The organism is Apibacter adventoris (assembly GCF_002964965.1).
Classification (GTDB): domain Bacteria; phylum Bacteroidota; class Bacteroidia; order Flavobacteriales; family Weeksellaceae; genus Apibacter; species Apibacter adventoris.
Genome location: NZ_PSZN01000002.1, coordinates 172,080 through 188,912 on the forward strand (window position 1 = coordinate 172,080; position 16,833 = coordinate 188,912).

The window sequence follows — 16,833 nt, forward strand, 5'->3', positions numbered from 1 at the left end:
AGATTTGTGATGAAATATTCAATAATGAAACAAATTCCAAATGTACTTACGCTTTTAAATTTATTAAGTGGTTGCATAGCTTCCATTTTAATGATTAAAAATTCAAATTTTATTGATACTGCTATTATATTGCTTTGCTTAAGTTTAATATTTGATTTCTTTGATGGTTTTGCTGCCCGATTAACTGGATCTAATGGGGATTTAGGCAAACAACTGGATAGTTTAGCTGACATGATTTCTTTTGGTTTTTTTCCAGGAATACTCATGATGTTACTTTTTAAAGAATCAATTTCTTTTTCTTTCTTTGGACAATATATTTATAGTAATTACTTACCATTTTTAGGGTTATTAATTACATTATTTTCTGCATTAAGGTTAGCGAAATTCAATATTGACCAAGAACAAACATATTACTTTAAAGGATTAAATACTCCAGCTAATACTATTTTTATTTTTTCACTTTTCTATATCCATAAAAATTATACATTTGAATTATTAAATAATTTCTGGTTCTTATTGATTATTACTTTTATATGTAGTTATCTTTTAATTGCTAATTTACCTCTATTCTCTTTAAAGTTTAAAAGCAAAAAATGGAAAGATAATTCTCTAGTTTTTTCTTTTATTTTTATTTGTTTAATTCTTTTTATTTTTCTCAAAGTACTAGCTATTCCGTTGCTAATCATTATATATATTATATTATCAATTATATTTAGAAAAAAAATTATTGCCCATGGAACTAAAACTACATAAACCTATCTGCTTTTTTGATCTTGAAACTACCGGAATTAATGTTAGTAAAGACCGTATAGTTGAAATAAGTATATTAAAAATTTCCCCTAATCAATCTCAAGAAAGTAAAACTTGGCGTATTAATCCTCAAATACCTATTCCTGAGGAATCTTCTTTAATTCATGGCATCTATGATAAAGATGTAATTAATGCTCCTACTTTTAAGGAAATAGCTCCGCAAATACTAGGAATGATCAAAGATTCTGATTTAGCAGGGTATAATTCCAACCGATTTGATATTCCTTTATTAGCAGAGGAATTATTAAGAAATGATTTTGAATTCGACATTAAGAAACATCGTCCCATAGATGTCCAAGTTATTTATCACAAATTGGAGCCACGCACATTATCTGCAGCATATAAGTTTTATTGTGATGGAATTTTAGAAAATGCTCATTCTGCTTCTGCAGACACTTTAGCCACTTATGAAGTTTTAAAGTCTCAGATTGAAAAATATGATGAGATTGAAAATGATATCAAATTTTTGCACGAATTTACTACACAAAATAAAAATGCAGACTTAGCAGGATTTGTTGGTTTGGATAAGGAAAACGATGAAATATTTAATTTTGGGAAATATAGGGGAAAGAAATTAAAAGACATTTTTAAAACGGACTTAGGGTACTATTCTTGGTTAATGAATGCAGATTTTCCTCTATATTCAAAAAAAATATTTACTAGAATTAAATTAAAAAATGGGTTATGAAAATAATTTGTGTAGGAAGAAATTACACTAACCATGCTAGAGAATTACTTAATGAAATTCCTAAAGAACCTGTTCTTTTTTTAAAACCCGATACATCAATCTTAAGAGCAGGCGAAGATTTTTATATCCCAGAATTTACTAATGATTTACAACATGAAGTAGAAATTTTAATAAAAATATCAAAGGTTGGAAAGTATATACAGCCGCAATTTGCCGGAAATTATTATTCTGAAATTGGCTTAGGTATTGATTTTACTGCTCGCGACTTACAAAACAAACTTAAGGCTAATGGGCTTCCTTGGGAAAAAGCAAAAGCTTTTGACCATTCTTCTCTTATAGGTAATTTTGTACCAAAAGAAAGTTTGAATCTTTCCAATATCAATTTTAGTTTATTAAAAAATAAATTATTACAACAAAAGGGAAATACAGCCGATATGATTTTTTCTTTGGATAATCTTATATCTTATATTTCGCAATATTTTACGTTAAAAACAGGAGATATTATTTTTACAGGAACTCCAGAAGGAGTATCAAAAGTAGTACAAAACGATTTTTTAGAAGGATTCATTGAAAATAAAAAGGTTTTTGAAGTCTCTATAAAATAATCCCATATTTTATATACATTAATATTCGTAAATATTACACAAATACTATTTAACAGACACATTATGAACAAACAACTTTCATATATATTTGGAAATTCCAATAAACCTCTTTTAGGAGAAACTATTGGACAAAACTTAAAAAAAACTACTCTTAAATTCCCTAAAAGAGATGCTCTTATTTGTGTGAAACAAAATTATAAAGCTACTTATCAACAATTTTGGGACCAATCCAGCGTGGTTGCAAAAGCTCTTATTTCAAGCGGAGTAACTTCTGGTGACAGAATAGGAATTTGGGCTCCGAATCGTTATGAATGGGTTTTACTACAATATGCAACTGCAAGAATTGGAGTTATTCTGGTTAATATTAATCCCGCATATAGAAGTAGTGAACTCAAATTTGTATTAAAACAATCTGGTGTAAGGCTACTATTTTCTGACTTAGTTTTTAAAACTAGTGATTACAAAAAAATGGTGGCTAAAGTTGCTAAATATTGTAATGAACTAAAAAATACTATTTTTTTTGATGAAACATGGGATGAATTTTTAAAATCAGCATCTTCTGTTTCAGATGAAAAATTAGAATTATTTGAAAATTCCGTTCAATTCGATCAGCCGGTAAATATACAATACACATCAGGCACTACAGGTTTCCCCAAAGGGGTTACTCTTTCACATCATAATCTTATAAATAATGGTTTTTTTGTAGGAGAAAGACTTCACTATTCAGAACATGATCGAGTATGCATACCTGTACCCTTTTACCATTGTTTTGGTATGGTCATAGGTAATTTAGCCTGTACTACACACGGAGCTTGTATGGTTGTTCCTGATGAAAGTTTTAATCCGGTTTCAACACTAGAAACCGTTGAAAAAGAAAAATGCACTTCCCTATATGGAGTGCCTACTATGTTTATAACAGAATTGCAACTCCCAAATTTCGATGACTATGATTTATCATCATTACGTACAGGAGTAATGGCAGGCTCTCCTTGTCCAGTAGAAATAATGAAACAGGTACAATCTAAAATGTTTATGAAAGAAGTATCTATTTGCTATGGAATGACAGAGACTTCTCCTGTTTCTACTCAAACTATAATTGGTACCTCAATAGAAAAGCAAGTAAGTACCGTAGGTACTATTCAAGATCATTTGGAAATAAAAATTATAGATCATGAAACGGGTGAAATAGTAGAAAGAGGTGTTCCCGGAGAAGTTTGTACACGTGGTTATTCTGTGATGCTCAAATATTGGAATAACCCTAAAGCTACCAATGAAGTAATTGATGAGGCCCGCTGGATGCATACAGGAGATTTAGGTGTTATGGATGAGGAGGGATATATTAATATATCAGGAAGAATCAAAGATGTTATAATACGTGGAGGAGAAAATATTTCTCCTAGAGAAATTGAAGAATTTTTACACACATGTCCTGCTATAGAAGATGTTCATGTAATTGGAGTTCCCAGTGAAAAATTTGGTGAGGAAATTATGGCTTGGGTAAAAGCAAAAAATGACGAAGTGGTGACTAAAGATAGTTTAACTCGCTTTTGTAAAGAGCAAATTGCACATTATAAAATACCTAAATATTGGAAATTCGTAGATGCTTTTCCTATAACAGTAACAGGTAAAGTAAGAAAGGTAGAAATGAAAGAAATTTCAATAAAAGAGCTTGGGCTTGAATCTATTGCAAAAATTAAAACTTCATAAATAAAATATTTTCAACTTTTTACTTATAAAAAAGCCAAATCTGCTTTTAAAAAATCAGATACGGCTTTTTATATTTATTCTATAATTCTTATATAATTTATCTATAGATTTTTTTCTCTTTGATCATGTAATTTAAATTTATTTTTTTAATAATCCATTAAATTTAAATGATTAACTATATTATAATTTTACAAGACGCCATACCGAGATTACAATTTTATTTTATATTTTTTATCTATTAAATATTATTACATTATTAATTGTTTTCTCATTTCAGAAGCTGCCAAGACCATTTCTTTTAATGCCTTTTCTGTCTCTTCCCAATTACGTGTTTTAAGTCCACAGTCCGGATTTACCCATAACCTTTCAACAGGAATTACTTTACTCGCTTTGTCTAAAAGTCGTTCCATTTCCTCTTTAGAAGGAATTCTTGGTGAGTGTATATCATATACTCCTGGTCCTATATCATTAGGATAATTAAATTTTGAAAAAACATCTAATAGCTCCATATTAGAACGTGAACATTCAATGGTTATAACATCTGCATCCATTTCCGCTATATTTTCAATAATATCATTAAATTCAGAATAACACATATGGGTATGTATCTGAGTTTCATCTTTTACACTACTTGATGATATTTTAAAAGATTTTACAGCCCATTGTAAATATTCTTGCCAATCAGATTTTCTTAATGGAAGACCTTCCCTGATCGCAGGTTCATCAATTTGGATAATTTGAATTCCTGCTTTCTCTAAGTCTTCTACCTCTTCTTTTATTGCTACCGCAATTTGATTACATGTTTCTGAACGTGGTTGATCATTACGAACAAAACTCCATTGCAAAATAGTTACCGGACCTGTTAGCATTCCTTTTACTTTTTTGTCAGTTAATGATTGAGCATAGGTAGACCATTGAACAGTCATCGGTTCAGGCCTTGAAACATCTCCATAGATGATAGGTGGTTTTACACATCGGCTACCATAACTTTGAACCCATCCATTTTTAGAAAAAACAAAACCTTTTAATTGTTCTCCAAAATATTCGACCATATCATTGCGTTCAAACTCACCATGAACTAATACATCTAATCCTATTTTTTCCTGAATACGAATTGCTTTTTCAGTTTCTGCTCTTAATAATTGTTCATATTGCTCTGCACTTATTTGTTTTTTTTTGTATTGAGACCTCCAACTGCGAACCTCTTTAGTTTGTGGAAATGATCCTATCGTAGTTGTGGGTAATATAGGTAGTTGTAAAATATAATTCTGTTTTTCTTTCCTTATTGGAAAAGTATTTTCTCTTTTAATTTTTAAATTTATATCGGTTATTTTACTTTTTATTCTTTGGTCATGAATTAAATCTGATATTTCTCTATTTCTATGTGCTTTTATATTTTCTTTTAGTAAAGTAGTATTAGGTTCTGAATTTCCTTTTTCAATAAGTTTTTTTAAAGAAGCTAATTCTTCTATCTTTTGCTTTGCAAATGCCATCCATTGTTTAATCTCTGATGTAAGGATTTCTTCGTTAGTCTCTAAATCCAAATCACATGGAGAGTGTATTAAAGAACATGATGGAGCTATCATAACATTTTCTTCCCCTATTTTTTCAATTGTTTTGTGTATTGTTTTTAAAGAATGCTGATAATTATTTTTCCATATATTTCTTCCATCAACAATACCCAAAGATAGTTTTTTACCACTAGGAATTTTTTGTAATATTTCATCTAATTGTTGCGGACAACGAACTAAATCTATATGAATTGCCTGTACTGGTAAGGATAAAGCTAAGGTTGTATTGTCCTTTAAACCTTCAAAATAAGTAGCTACTAATTTTTTAAGAGTTGGAAACGTTTTATTTATTTCTTCATATGCATATATAAATGCTTCTTTTGCAGTTGAATCTAAATCTAAGCCTAAGAATGGTTCATCAAATTGAACCCATTCCACTTGTGCTTCTTTTAGCCTGGTAAGAATATCAATGTAGACAGGTAACAAATTTTTTAGTAAATCTAATTTATGAAACCCTGTTTCTTTTTCCTTTCCTAATAATATAAAAGATACAGGTCCTATTAATACAGGCTTGGTTTGTATACCTAAATTTTTTGCTTCTAAAAATTCATCTACAATTTTTGTAGAAAATAAATTAAATTTCTGGTCTTTAGTAAATTCCGGAACAATGTAATGATAATTAGTATCAAACCATTTAGTCATTTCCATTGCTTTTATGTCTAAATTATTTTTTTGATATCCCCTAGCCATTGCAAAATATAAATCAATTTCCGAATTTGATTTATCCAATATTACTTTATGGTATCGCTTAGGTATAGCTCCTAGCATCAATGACATGTCTAATACATGATCATAAAATGAAAAATCATTAGATGGAATTAAATCAATACCAGCTTTTTTTTGCAATTCCCAGTTGGATTTACGTATTTCAACTCCTGTACGTATCAGTTCTGTAACTGATATTTTTCCAGCCCAATATTTTTCACTGGATTTTTTTAGTTCTCTGTTACTACCAATTCGTGGATAGCCAAGGTTGTTTGTCTGCATTTTTTAACTTTTTAAAGGATTAACTATAAAAAGTTCTTTTGCTAAACTTCACAATGCTCTATATTTATGAAGAGAAATAGAATTACATTATAACTAGAATTATAATACAAAATTTATCATATAATAATCCCTATTACAATACACATCCTGACTCTTAACTTTATACCGCGAAAGCATTGTCAATTCAAAATAGGCAGGTCTCCTGGCTTATAACATTTTTACCATCCTTCTCGCTATTTGCAATGGAATGCTAAGGGTAAAAACTTTTTTTATTACTTACAGTTGCGCGTCAGCTCATGATTTTCACATGATTCCCTATTAATTTGCAGTTAAGCAAAACCTAATTTTAGTTGATAAAGAAATTAAGGAAAGAACTTAACTCAACAAAGATAGTAAAAATAAATATTGATTATATATTTTTTAAAATAAGGTTTTTAAATACTCTTTTTTAAAGTCTTTAAAATCATGAATATTATTATTTTTAACTTTTATAACCCACTCCGGGTCTGCTAATAAGGCTCTACCGACAGCTATTAGATCAAATTCATTTTTTTGCATTTTATTTAATAACTGTTCTATAGACCCTGCATTAGGCTGAGAAGATTCACCTTTAAAAGTACCTAAAAAATCTGATGTTAATGCCACTGATCCTACAGATATAGAAGGTTTATGAGTTATTTTTTTTGCCCAACCGGCAAAATTTAAATCAGAACCTTCAAATTCCGGCTCCCAAAATCTTCTTTGAGAACAATGAAAAATGTCTATTCCGGCTTCTGACAAAGGTAATAGCCATTCTTCCATTTCTTTAGGATTGGTTGCTATCTTAGCTGTATAGTCCTGTTGTTTCCATTGAGACAATCGTATAATAAGAGGGAAATCTTCTCCTACAGCTTTTCTAATAGCTTTTATAACGGCTATGGCAAAATGAGTTCGCTCTCCAATGTTCTTTCCTCCCCAATGATCGGTTCGTTTATTCATCTTTTCCCAAAAAAACTGATCTATTAAATAGCCGTGAGCCCCATGAATCTCTACTGCATCAAATCCTAGGTTTTTTGAATTTAAAGCGGCTTCTGCATAGGCGGATATTGTTTTTTGAATATCTTCCTCTGTCATTTGTATTCCGGATTTTTGTTCCGGATTAATATAGCCAGAAGGTCCTTCCATCGGAACTGAGGGTCTCCAGTTTTTCATATATGGAACAATTCCCATATGCCATAACTGCGGGGCTATTTTTCCTCCTTCTTCGTGCACTCTATTCACTACTTGTTTCCATCCTTCCAATGATTCTTCACCATATATATGAGGAACATTGGGATCGTTAGATGCTGAAGCCCTATTAATCACTGTTCCTTCCGTAATGATCAATCCGACATCAGCCCTAGCCCTTCTGGCATAATATTCTGCAACTTCTGTTGTTGGAACTCCATTCGCAGAAAAGAAACGAGTCATCGGGGCCATAACAATTCTATTTTTCAGATCTAATTTAGAACTGTTGAATTTCTTAAATAATACATCGGATTGATTCATTATTATTCTACATTTTTATTTAACTTCATAATCTAATCTAATGGTTATACTTGCTGTCTTGTTTTTAGAAGAAGTATTAAATGTTCCTCCCCAGGAATAATCTTCGTCTGATGAGTTTTGTGCAGTAATTTGAAAAACTCCTAAGTTCGCCTTTTTTAAATTGCCTAACTTTCCTCCTGCATTAACTGCAATTTCTTCTGCTCTTTTTCTAGCATCTTTAGTGGCATCCGCTATCATCTGTATCTTAAGATCTGCCAACTTGGTATAGTAATAAGAGGGAGCTCTAGAATACAGTTCAACTCCGTTATTAATTAATTCTGTAATCTGGCGGGAAAGGTTTTCCACTTTTTGAACATCTTTAGACTCTATTGATACGGTTTGCTGCAACTTATATCCTGTAAAAATTCTCTGACTGCCTACATCATAACCTTTATAATCATATTCCTTGTCAATATCTACGGCAGAAAAAACAATATCTGCTTCTGCGAATCCTTTAGACATAAGATATTCTTTTATTTTTTGCCTGTCTTGTTCTAATCCTACATAGGCTTCTTTTAAATCCATATTTTTCTTAGAAAATCCTCCATTCCACACTATAAGATCTGATACAAAATCTTTAGTTCCCGACCCTGTCACGGAAATAGAAGTTGTTTTATTTTTATTTTTAATAGAATTCCCTAAAAAGTAGGCTGCTAAAATTATAGATAAACCTCCAATTATTGCTGTTATTAAATACTTTGATTCTTTCATAGTTTTTAATTTTTAATTAAGTATAGATTATAATTTATAAATGTACAAAAAAAAGACTCCCGAAATCATGGAAGTCTTTTTTATTTTTAATATTATTTTTTATAAAGTGTTGATATTATTTAAATCTTCAAAAGCTTTTTCTAATCTTTTAGAAAAAGAATCTTCAGCTTTTCGAACCCATACTCTTGGATCATAATATTTTTTATTAGGAGCATCTTCTCCTGTTGGATTACCTACCTGAGATTTTAAGTAATCTATATTTGTTTCCACATAATTTCTTACTCCTTCTAAATAGGCAAATTGTAGATCTGTATCTATATTCATTTTAATTACCCCATAACTAATGGCTTCTCTTATTTCTTCTAAAGAAGAACCTGATCCTCCATGAAACACAAAATTAATTGGCTTGGAAGTACCTCCAATCTGCTTTTGAATATATTCTTGAGAATTATGTAAAATTTTAGGTTCTAATTTTACATTTCCAGGTTTATAAACCCCATGTACGTTACCAAAAGCTGCAGCTATTGTAAAATTGGGACTTATAGCGTTTAGTGCTTGGTAAGTTTTATATACATCTTCCGGTTGGGTATATAGTTTAGAACTGTCTACATCTGAATTATCTACTCCGTCTTCTTCTCCTCCGGTTATACCAATTTCTACTTCTAAAGTCATTCCTATTTTAGCCATTCTTTCAAAATATTGGGAAGAAATTTCCAAATTTTCATTCAATGGTTGTTCTGAAAGATCTAACATGTGAGAAGAATATAAGGTTTTCCCTTCTTTTTTATAAAATTCTTCATTTGCTGTTAGTAACCCGTCTATCCAAGGTAATAATTTTTTAGCACAATGGTCTGTATGTAAAATTACAGTAGCACCATAGGCTTCTGCTAATGTGTGTATATGTTTTGCTCCTGCAATAGCTCCTAGTACATCTGCTCTTTGGGTTTCACTTTTAAATCCTTTTCCGGCATTAAATTGTGCTCCTCCATTAGAAAACTGTATAATAATAGGTGCATTTAACCTAACAGCAGTTTCCAACGCTGCATTTATATTACTAGAACCTATTACGTTACATGCGGGTAAAGCAAATTGTTTTTCTTTAGCATACTCAAATATTTCTTTTACTAATGAACCGGTTGCTACACCAGCAGGAAATTTTCTACTCATGATTTTTATTTTTTATTATTTTTTGATGTAAAGGTACAAAATAGTTGAAATATAATTATTTAATCAAACCTGAGTTTCCTCATAAAATATATCAAAACATTTTTTATTTTATTTAAATTTTTACATCTATTTTATTAGTGTTTTTAAAGCAGAATCATAATCCGGCTCGTGTGAAATTTCAGGAACTTGTTCTTCATATATAACTTTTCCTTTTTCATCTACAATAATAACTACACGACTTAATAGCCCTTTCATAGGTCCATCTGAAAACTCTAGTCCATAGTCTTTTCCAAATGAAGAACGAAAAGCTGAAAGCGTAATTACATTTTTCAATCCTTCAGCAGCACAAAAACGTTTTTGAGCAAAGGGTAAGTCCTTAGATATACACAACACTACTGTATTTTCTAATGTTGAAGCTTTTTGGTTAAATTCTCTCACTGACATTGCACATGTACCTGTATCAACACTTGGAAAAATATTTAATACTAATTTCTTTCCTTTATAATCTGATAATTTTTTTGGTGATAAATCTGCATCTATCAATGTAAAATCAGGAATTAGTGAACCCACTTTGGGCAAATTCCCTGTTGTATGTACTAGGTTTCCTTTTAATGTTACTGTTGCCATAATTTTTATTTTATAAATCTAAATCAAATTTACTAGTAATAAATTCAGATAAAAAACAATTTATTTTTTATTTTATTAATAACACAATAGGGAAAATATATACTATCCGATTTTATAAGTAATAATGTTTTAACTGTTTTATTTTTATTTATTTAACAAATTTATATTTAGTTTATAACAAATAGATTTTTAATATTTTATGCAAAATATTATATTTTCCTGCTTACATTTGTTTGTCAAATAAATTTTCTTATGGATCCTATTTTCAAATATTGCCCCAATTGTAAAAGTCCTCATCTTATATTTGATAAAGGAATTAAAATTACGTGTACCGATTGTGATTTTGAGTTTTACCATAATACAGCAGGTGCTGTAGCTGTTATAATTCAAAAAGAAGACAAAATCCTACTAACTGTACGAAATAAAGATCCTCAAAAAGGTTATCTGGATCTGGCAGGTGGTTTTATAGATCCCGCAGAAACTGCCGAGTTCAGCTGTGTACGGGAATTAAAAGAAGAATTAAATATAGACATTGACAAAACTAAACTTCAATACATAAATTCTAATCCTAATACTTATTTATATAAAAATATTTTATATAATACTATTGATTTATTTTTCCTATATAGAGATGATCATTTATTAATAGAAGATTTTGATACTATAGAATTAAAAGGGTTCTTATGGAAAAAAATTACAGAAATAGACATAGACGAATTAGCTTTTGAAAGTCAAAAAAAGACTCTTTCCCTCCTAAAAAAACAATTGTATAAAGGTTGATCAAATATTTTTTATTATTTTAAAAATATGAACATATCTTTTCCAACATCATTTTCTTTTTTAACATTTTTCATTTCTTCGTTATAAATAAATTTACTATCCTTTAATCTATTAAAATTATTATGTTGATAAAACAAAATATATTTAAACTGTTTTTTTGATATTTTAAAAATTCCGTGATTTATTAACTTCTTTGTAATTAATTATAGTACAAGAATCATTTTAATTTATAAAAAAAGAATGACTCTAAATTTACTTAGAGTCATTCCTTTATTTTACTTCCTTAACCTTCTAAAATATTAAAAAACATTAAGAAAACAAAATATATTTTTTCTCATTTTTTGGTTTGTGCTTGAAGTCTTAACTTCATTTGCTCTAATATAATAATATTTTTAATATATGAACAAAAATGAATGAAATTTTTATACTTTTAATAAGTGAATTTATCTGTACGCTATCAAATAAATGAAAATCAATAAATTAAAATAAATTTCATAAAAGTATATGTTTATCTCAATTAATAATAAACTTATAATATTACGTTTTTTTACTATTTTTAACTAATAAAAAAGCTCCAATTTTTTAATATAATTTATGAAAAATGATAATTTTTTTGAAAAAGTTTACCAAATTGTACAAAGAATCCCCTATGGAAAGATAACCACGTATGGAGCTATCGCTAATTTTTTAGGAACTAAAAAGTCTGCTAGATTAGTAGGTTAATGCAATGAATTCCTCTCATTCCATTAAAAATTTACCAGCGCATCGAGTAGTTAATAGAAATGGTTTACTAACGGGAAAAAATCATTTTGCATCTTCAAATCTAATGCAAGAATTACTTGAAAGTGAAGGTATTAAAATAGAAAATAATAAAGTAGTCGATTTTAAAGATCATTTATGGATTCCTTCATAAAAATATTTATAATAGATAATAAAAAATTTATGTAACTTTACAAAATTAGAAAAGTCTAACAATTGAGTAAGAAATCTCTACAAGAAGTACATCAATCTGTAAATACAGATAATAGAAATAAATGGAAAAAATTATTTGCCTTTTTTGGACCTGCATATTTGGTTGCAGTCGGATATTTAGATCCTGGAAATTGGGCAACAGATATTGCTGGAGGTAGTAAATTTGGGTACGCACTTATCTGGGTACTACTTATGAGCAATATTATGGCTCTTCTTCTACAATCATTAAGTGCCAGATTAGGTATTGTTAGAGGCCTTGATCTTGCTCAGACCAATAGAGAATACTATCCTAAATGGATAAATTATATTCTTTATGTTTTTGCGGAAATAGCTATTGCTGCTACTGATCTGGCAGAGGTTTTAGGGATGGCAATTGGTTTGCAGCTTCTATTCGGACTAGATATGATATGGGGAGTATGGATTGCTGCTTTAGATACCTTATTATTATTAGTTCTTCAAAGATTTGGCATACGAAAAATGGAGGCTTTTATCATCGTCTTAATTAGTATTATAGGTGGATGTTTTTTAATTGAAATGTTTTTAGCCAAACCTGAAATTGGTGAAGTGGTTAAAGGTTTCAGACCTACTCTTCCTAATAATGAAGCTTTATATATAGCCATAGGAATTATTGGAGCAACAGTAATGCCTCATAATTTATATTTACATTCAGCTTTAGTACAAACTAGAAAAATAGGGAGAGATTATAAATCTATAAAAAAAGCTATTAAGTATAATTTTTATGATAGTTTAATTGCTTTAAACTTGGCTTTTTTTGTAAATGCTGCAATTTTAATACTTGCAGCAGCTACTTTTCATAAAGCTGGATTTTATGAAATCGCTGGATTACATGACGCTTATAAGATGTTAACTAACTTACTGGGAACTCTTGCCCCTTTTCTGTTTGCTATTGCTTTAATTGCTGCTGGACAAAGTTCTACAGTTACTGGTACCCTTGCGGGGCAAATAGTAATGGAAGGCTATTTACATTTTCGTATGAATCCTGCTTTACGTAGATTATTAACACGATTATTAGCAATTATTCCTGCAGTAATTATAATTAGTATACTAGGAGAAAGTTCGGTGGATGAAATGTTAATATTTAGCCAGGTTTTACTTAGCATGCAATTAGGTTTTGCAATAATTCCATTAATTCATTTTGTTAGCGATAAAGAAAAGATGGGAAAATTTGTAATAAAGCTTCCCATAAAGATTTTATCATGGATCATTTGCGGCGTAATTGTATTTCTTAATATAAAATTAATTTATGATGAAGAAATTGTAATACTTAATAATTCGGCCATTTCTTCGATTACCAAGATATTTATAAGTATATTTTCTTTAAGCCTTTTATTATTTTTATTATACATTCTTTTCTATCCATTTATTAGAAAAACTAAAAAAGTCAATTTCAATATACATAATCTTCCGATTCACAAAAAAATAAATCAAATTAAACCTTTAAAAAATATTGGAATTGCTTTAGACTTTAGTGAAGCCGATAATCGAATATTAAATTATATTCCTTTATTTGTAACTGAAAATTGTAAAATTACAATATTTCATATAACTGAAAGTGTATCGGCTAATTATTATGGAAAAATGGCTAATGATTATGAGGTGAATTTTGACCAAAATAAATTAAATGAATATAAAAAATTTTTAATTAATGAAGGTTATAATAATGTTGAAACAAAGCTTGGTTTCGGTACTCCTTCGTTAAGGCTACCTGAATTAATTAAAGAAGAAAATATAGACTTTTTATTAGTAGGAAAACATGGTCATAAGGCATTAGGTGATTTTATTTTTGGAACAACGGCAAATAAATTAAGGCATAAAGCCGATATACCTATATTAATGGTTTAAATCTACAAGTCAAGTTTTTAAGTTTATAAAAAAAGACTGCATAAAGCAGTCTTTTTTTATATAAATATATTTAATTTTATATTCTAATAAATCCAACAATTTTTACTTCGGGGTCTACGGATTTTACATAGTCTTCTACTGAAGTTTTTTCTCCCTTAATATAATCTTGTTTAACTAAAGTATTATCTTTGAAAAATTTATTTAATTTACCTTTGGCTATATTTTCTAGCATAGCTTCAGGCTTACCTTCTTGACGCAATTGGTCTTTAGCAATTTCTAATTCTTTTTCAATTACTGAAGCATCTACCTGTGATTCATCTAATGCTATTGGATTCATTGCTGCAACCTGCATAGAGATATTCTTAGCTACTTCTGCGGATTTATCAAATGATTTAGATAATCCAACAGCTGCAGCAATTTTATTACCTGCATGTATATAAGAGCCTACAAATGGAGCTTCTAATATTTTTACTTCTGATATTTCAATTTTTTCTCCAATAATGCCTGTTTGTTCTATTAGCTTTTCACTTACAGGAATTCCATTAAAATCAGCAGATAATAATTCTTCTTTAGTATTAAATTTTAAAGCTAAGTTAGCAAAGTCTGTGGCTAACTTAATAAAGTTATCATTTTTAGCAACAAAATCAGTTTCACAATTTAATTTTATTATTGCTGCTTTAGTATTTTCCGGATTTACAACTGCAATTACAGCTCCTTCATGACTTTCTCTATCTGCCCTATTAGCTGCAACTTTTTGTCCTTTTTTCCTTAATAAATCAATAGCCTTATCGAAATCTCCTTCTGCTTCAATTAAAGCTTTTTTTGAGTCCATCATTCCAGCTCCTGTAACGTTTCTTAATTTAGCTACATCAGCGGCTTTTGGTGAATATGACATTTTTATTTTATTTTTTATTAAACTGATTTTTATTCTTCGTTTCCTTCAGCATTTTCTTCTACTATTACTTCATTTTCTTCTCCTAGTAGAATATCATCGTCATTGGCTTCTTCTTTACTTTTAGATTTTTCTGCTTTCTCTGCTTTTCTTACAGATAATCCTTCTTTTATAGAATTTGTTACAGTTTCAAGTATCAAATCAATGGATTTAGAAGCGTCATCATTTCCAGGAATTGGAAAATCTACTAATTGAGGATCTGAGTTTGTATCTACAATTGCAAATACAGGAATTCCTAATTTTTTAGCTTCTGTTACAGCTATATGTTCTCTTAGTATATCAACAACAAATATTGCAGATGGCAAACGGGTCATATCTGCAATAGAACCTAAATTTTTCTCTAATTTGGCACGTTGACGATCAACTTGTAATCTTTCTTTTTTAGATAAAGTTTCAAATGTTCCATCTTTTTTCATTCTATCGATGGAATTCATTTTTTTAACTGCTTTTCGAATAGTTACAAAGTTTGTTAACATACCTCCTGGCCATCTTTCTGTAATGTATGGCATATTCACAGATTCTGCATGTTTTGCAACAATATCTTTGGCTTGCTTTTTTGTAGCTACAAAAAGAATTTTTCTTCCTGAAGTAGCAATTTTACCTAATGCATTTGAAGCTTCATCTAATTTTACAGCTGTTTTATGCAAATCTATAATATGGATTCCATTTTTCTCCATGAAAATGTATGGAGCCATATGTGGATTCCACTTTCTGGTAAGGTGACCAAAATGCACTCCCGCATTTAAAAGGTCTTTGACGTTTACTTTTGCCATATTTTTTTAGTTTACGTTCCGCAGTTTGTGCAATCAACATCAATATTATTGAGTTTGGATGCTAAACTAAACGGCAATTTTAAATTTACTTTATTTTTTTAATTAAAATAACCACTATTGTATAGTGGTTAATTTTTTGCAGTGAAAAAATATTAACGTTTAGAGAATTGAAATCTTTTACGTGCTTTTTTCTGACCGTATTTCTTTCTTTCCACCATCCTTGGATCTCTTGTTAAAAGTCCTTCAGGTTTTAAAAATGCTTTATTTTCTTCATTTATAGATACCAAAGCTCTGGAAATTGCTAATCTAATAGCTTCTACTTGCCCTGTTACTCCTCCTCCATAAACACTAACTTTAAGATCATATTGCCCTACAGTTTGTGTTAGCTGAAAAGGTTGGTTTATTTTATATTGTAACATTTCTGTTGGAAAATATTCTTTATAATCTCTACCATTAACGGTAACTTGTCCTTTTCCTTCAGATAGATAAACTCTCGCTATAGAGGTCTTTCTTCTTCCTATTTTATGTGTAACTGACATTATGATTAATTAATTAAATGAAAGTGTTAATATCTAATGATTTTGGCTGTTGAGCAGATTGTTCATGTTCTGTTCCCTCATAAAGGTATAGGTTATTAAGGATTTTTCTTCCTAATTTATTTTTAGGAAGCATTCCTCTTACCGCAAATTCCAATAATCTTTTAGGATCTTTAGCTTTAACATCAGAAACACTTGAAAATCTTTGTCCACCAGGATATCCCGTATATCTTATATACTCTTTTTGTTCATTTTTATTTCCAGACAAAACAACCTTTTCTGCATTAATAACAATTACATTATCCCCACAATCTGCATGAGGCGTAAAATTTGTTTTATGTTTTCCGCGCAAAATCTTAGCTAATTTTGAAGCTAAACGACCTAAACGCTGTCCTTCTGCATCTACAAGTAACCACTCTTTGTTTGCAGTCTCTTTATTTGCTGATACGGTTTTGTAACTTAGTGTATTCACTTTTATCTTTTTACCTTTTTTAAAATAATTGATCTAAACAGGGTTG

15 protein-coding genes, 1 pseudogene and 1 riboswitch are annotated in these 16,833 nt (G+C 29.5%); of the genes and pseudogenes, 7 read left to right on the forward strand and 9 right to left on the reverse strand.

Going from position 1 to position 16,833, the window contains the following annotated elements; all coding sequences use genetic code 11:
- The first annotated feature begins 9 nt into the window (after nt 1-9).
- The 4 genes from C4S76_RS01510 (at nt 10) to C4S76_RS01525 (ending at nt 3,810) form a co-directional block, all read left to right on the forward strand.
- Nucleotides 10-753, forward strand: coding sequence for a CDP-alcohol phosphatidyltransferase family protein (locus C4S76_RS01510; protein ID WP_245915767.1), 744 nt, complete (start codon nt 10-12; stop codon nt 751-753).
- Complete coding sequence (locus C4S76_RS01515; protein WP_105192001.1) at nt 734-1,498, forward strand: 3'-5' exonuclease; 765 nt, start codon at nt 734-736, stop codon at nt 1,496-1,498. The genes C4S76_RS01510 and C4S76_RS01515 overlap by 20 nt, the downstream gene beginning before the upstream one ends.
- Nucleotides 1,495-2,103, forward strand: a complete 609-nt coding sequence (locus C4S76_RS01520) for a fumarylacetoacetate hydrolase family protein (RefSeq protein ID WP_105192003.1) — start codon at nt 1,495-1,497, stop codon at nt 2,101-2,103. Before C4S76_RS01515 ends, C4S76_RS01520 begins: the two co-directional genes overlap by 4 nt.
- 63 nt (nt 2,104-2,166) lie before the next feature.
- The gene (locus tag C4S76_RS01525; RefSeq protein WP_105192005.1) at nt 2,167-3,810 is read left to right on the forward strand and encodes an AMP-binding protein; all 1,644 of its coding nucleotides are present in this window, start codon (nt 2,167-2,169) and stop codon (nt 3,808-3,810) included.
- Nucleotides 3,811-4,058: 248 nt separating this feature from the next.
- Here the strand turns inward: C4S76_RS01525 and metE are convergent, their stop codons facing one another.
- The 5 genes from metE to tpx all read right to left on the reverse strand — a co-directional run bounded on the left by metE (nt 4,059) and on the right by tpx (nt 10,439).
- Entirely contained in the window at nt 4,059-6,368 is a 2,310-nt protein-coding gene (gene metE / locus C4S76_RS01530) for a 5-methyltetrahydropteroyltriglutamate--homocysteine S-methyltransferase (RefSeq protein WP_105192007.1), read from the reverse strand.
- 175 nt (nt 6,369-6,543) lie between these two features.
- A riboswitch (cobalamin riboswitch) is annotated at nt 6,544-6,727 on the reverse strand.
- 61 nt (nt 6,728-6,788) lie between these two features.
- Nucleotides 6,789-7,895, reverse strand: coding sequence for an NADH:flavin oxidoreductase (locus tag C4S76_RS01535; protein ID WP_105192009.1), 1,107 nt, complete (start codon nt 7,893-7,895; stop codon nt 6,789-6,791).
- A 15-nt stretch (nt 7,896-7,910) separates the two neighbouring features.
- A complete protein-coding gene (locus C4S76_RS01540; RefSeq protein ID WP_105192011.1) occupies nt 7,911-8,645 on the reverse strand; it encodes an SIMPL domain-containing protein in 735 nt (244 codons plus the stop codon).
- 99 nt (nt 8,646-8,744) lie between these two features.
- Nucleotides 8,745-9,812 (reverse strand): class II fructose-bisphosphate aldolase, encoded by a 1,068-nt coding sequence (gene fbaA, locus C4S76_RS01545; protein ID WP_105192013.1) that lies wholly within the window; start codon nt 9,810-9,812, stop codon nt 8,745-8,747.
- A gap of 126 nt (nt 9,813-9,938) precedes the next feature.
- Nucleotides 9,939-10,439 carry a thiol peroxidase gene (gene tpx / locus C4S76_RS01550; protein ID WP_105192015.1) on the reverse strand — a complete coding sequence of 167 codons (501 nt, stop codon included), beginning with the start codon at nt 10,437-10,439 and terminating at the stop codon, nt 9,939-9,941.
- A gap of 252 nt (nt 10,440-10,691) precedes the next feature.
- Between tpx and C4S76_RS01555 the strand changes: the two genes are divergently transcribed.
- The 3 genes and pseudogenes from C4S76_RS01555 to C4S76_RS01565 all read left to right on the forward strand — a co-directional run bounded on the left by C4S76_RS01555 (nt 10,692) and on the right by C4S76_RS01565 (nt 14,054).
- The gene (locus tag C4S76_RS01555) at nt 10,692-11,219 is read left to right on the forward strand and encodes an NUDIX hydrolase (RefSeq protein ID WP_105192017.1); all 528 of its coding nucleotides are present in this window, start codon (nt 10,692-10,694) and stop codon (nt 11,217-11,219) included.
- A gap of 594 nt (nt 11,220-11,813) precedes the next feature.
- A pseudogene (locus C4S76_RS01560) lies at nt 11,814-12,132 on the forward strand (MGMT family protein).
- A gap of 62 nt (nt 12,133-12,194) precedes the next feature.
- Nucleotides 12,195-14,054 (forward strand): Nramp family divalent metal transporter, encoded by a 1,860-nt coding sequence (locus tag C4S76_RS01565; RefSeq protein ID WP_105192018.1) that lies wholly within the window; start codon nt 12,195-12,197, stop codon nt 14,052-14,054.
- A gap of 76 nt (nt 14,055-14,130) precedes the next feature.
- On the opposite strand, the gene tsf is transcribed toward C4S76_RS01565, so the two are convergent.
- The 4 genes from tsf to rplM form a co-directional block, all read right to left on the reverse strand.
- The gene (gene tsf / locus C4S76_RS01570; RefSeq protein WP_105192020.1) at nt 14,131-14,949 is read right to left on the reverse strand and encodes a translation elongation factor Ts; all 819 of its coding nucleotides are present in this window, start codon (nt 14,947-14,949) and stop codon (nt 14,131-14,133) included.
- Between the two features lie 29 nt (nt 14,950-14,978).
- Nucleotides 14,979-15,779 carry a 30S ribosomal protein S2 gene (rpsB, locus tag C4S76_RS01575; RefSeq protein WP_105192022.1) on the reverse strand — a complete coding sequence of 267 codons (801 nt, stop codon included), beginning with the start codon at nt 15,777-15,779 and terminating at the stop codon, nt 14,979-14,981.
- A 152-nt stretch (nt 15,780-15,931) separates the two neighbouring features.
- Nucleotides 15,932-16,318, reverse strand: coding sequence for a 30S ribosomal protein S9 (gene rpsI / locus C4S76_RS01580; protein ID WP_105192024.1), 387 nt, complete (start codon nt 16,316-16,318; stop codon nt 15,932-15,934).
- A gap of 13 nt (nt 16,319-16,331) precedes the next feature.
- On the reverse strand, nt 16,332-16,787 hold the full coding sequence (gene rplM / locus C4S76_RS01585; RefSeq protein ID WP_105192026.1) for a 50S ribosomal protein L13: 456 nt from the start codon (nt 16,785-16,787) through the stop codon (nt 16,332-16,334).
- Nucleotides 16,788-16,833 lie beyond the last annotated feature (46 nt).

Excerpts from the sequence above, each read along its gene's own strand:
- fbaA (WP_105192013.1), bottom strand. The coding sequence starts at position 9,812 with ATGAGTAGAAAATTTCCTGCTGGTGTAGCAACCGGTTCATTAGTAAAA.
- tsf (WP_105192020.1), bottom strand. The coding sequence starts at position 14,949 with ATGTCATATTCACCAAAAGCCGCTGATGTAGCTAAATTAAGAAACGTT.
- C4S76_RS01510 (WP_245915767.1), top strand. The coding sequence starts at position 10 with ATGAAATATTCAATAATGAAACAAATTCCAAATGTACTTACGCTTTTA.
- rpsB (WP_105192022.1), bottom strand. The coding sequence starts at position 15,779 with ATGGCAAAAGTAAACGTCAAAGACCTTTTAAATGCGGGAGTGCATTTT.
- metE (WP_105192007.1), bottom strand. The coding sequence starts at position 6,368 with ATGCAGACAAACAACCTTGGCTATCCACGAATTGGTAGTAACAGAGAA.
- C4S76_RS01535 (WP_105192009.1), bottom strand. The coding sequence starts at position 7,895 with ATGAATCAATCCGATGTATTATTTAAGAAATTCAACAGTTCTAAATTA.
- tpx (WP_105192015.1), bottom strand. The coding sequence starts at position 10,439 with ATGGCAACAGTAACATTAAAAGGAAACCTAGTACATACAACAGGGAAT.
- C4S76_RS01520 (WP_105192003.1), top strand. The coding sequence starts at position 1,495 with ATGAAAATAATTTGTGTAGGAAGAAATTACACTAACCATGCTAGAGAA.
- rpsI (WP_105192024.1), bottom strand. The coding sequence starts at position 16,318 with ATGTCAGTTACACATAAAATAGGAAGAAGAAAGACCTCTATAGCGAGA.
- C4S76_RS01515 (WP_105192001.1), top strand. The coding sequence starts at position 734 with ATGGAACTAAAACTACATAAACCTATCTGCTTTTTTGATCTTGAAACT.
- C4S76_RS01540 (WP_105192011.1), bottom strand. The coding sequence starts at position 8,645 with ATGAAAGAATCAAAGTATTTAATAACAGCAATAATTGGAGGTTTATCT.
- C4S76_RS01555 (WP_105192017.1), top strand. The coding sequence starts at position 10,692 with ATGGATCCTATTTTCAAATATTGCCCCAATTGTAAAAGTCCTCATCTT.
- C4S76_RS01525 (WP_105192005.1), top strand. The coding sequence starts at position 2,167 with ATGAACAAACAACTTTCATATATATTTGGAAATTCCAATAAACCTCTT.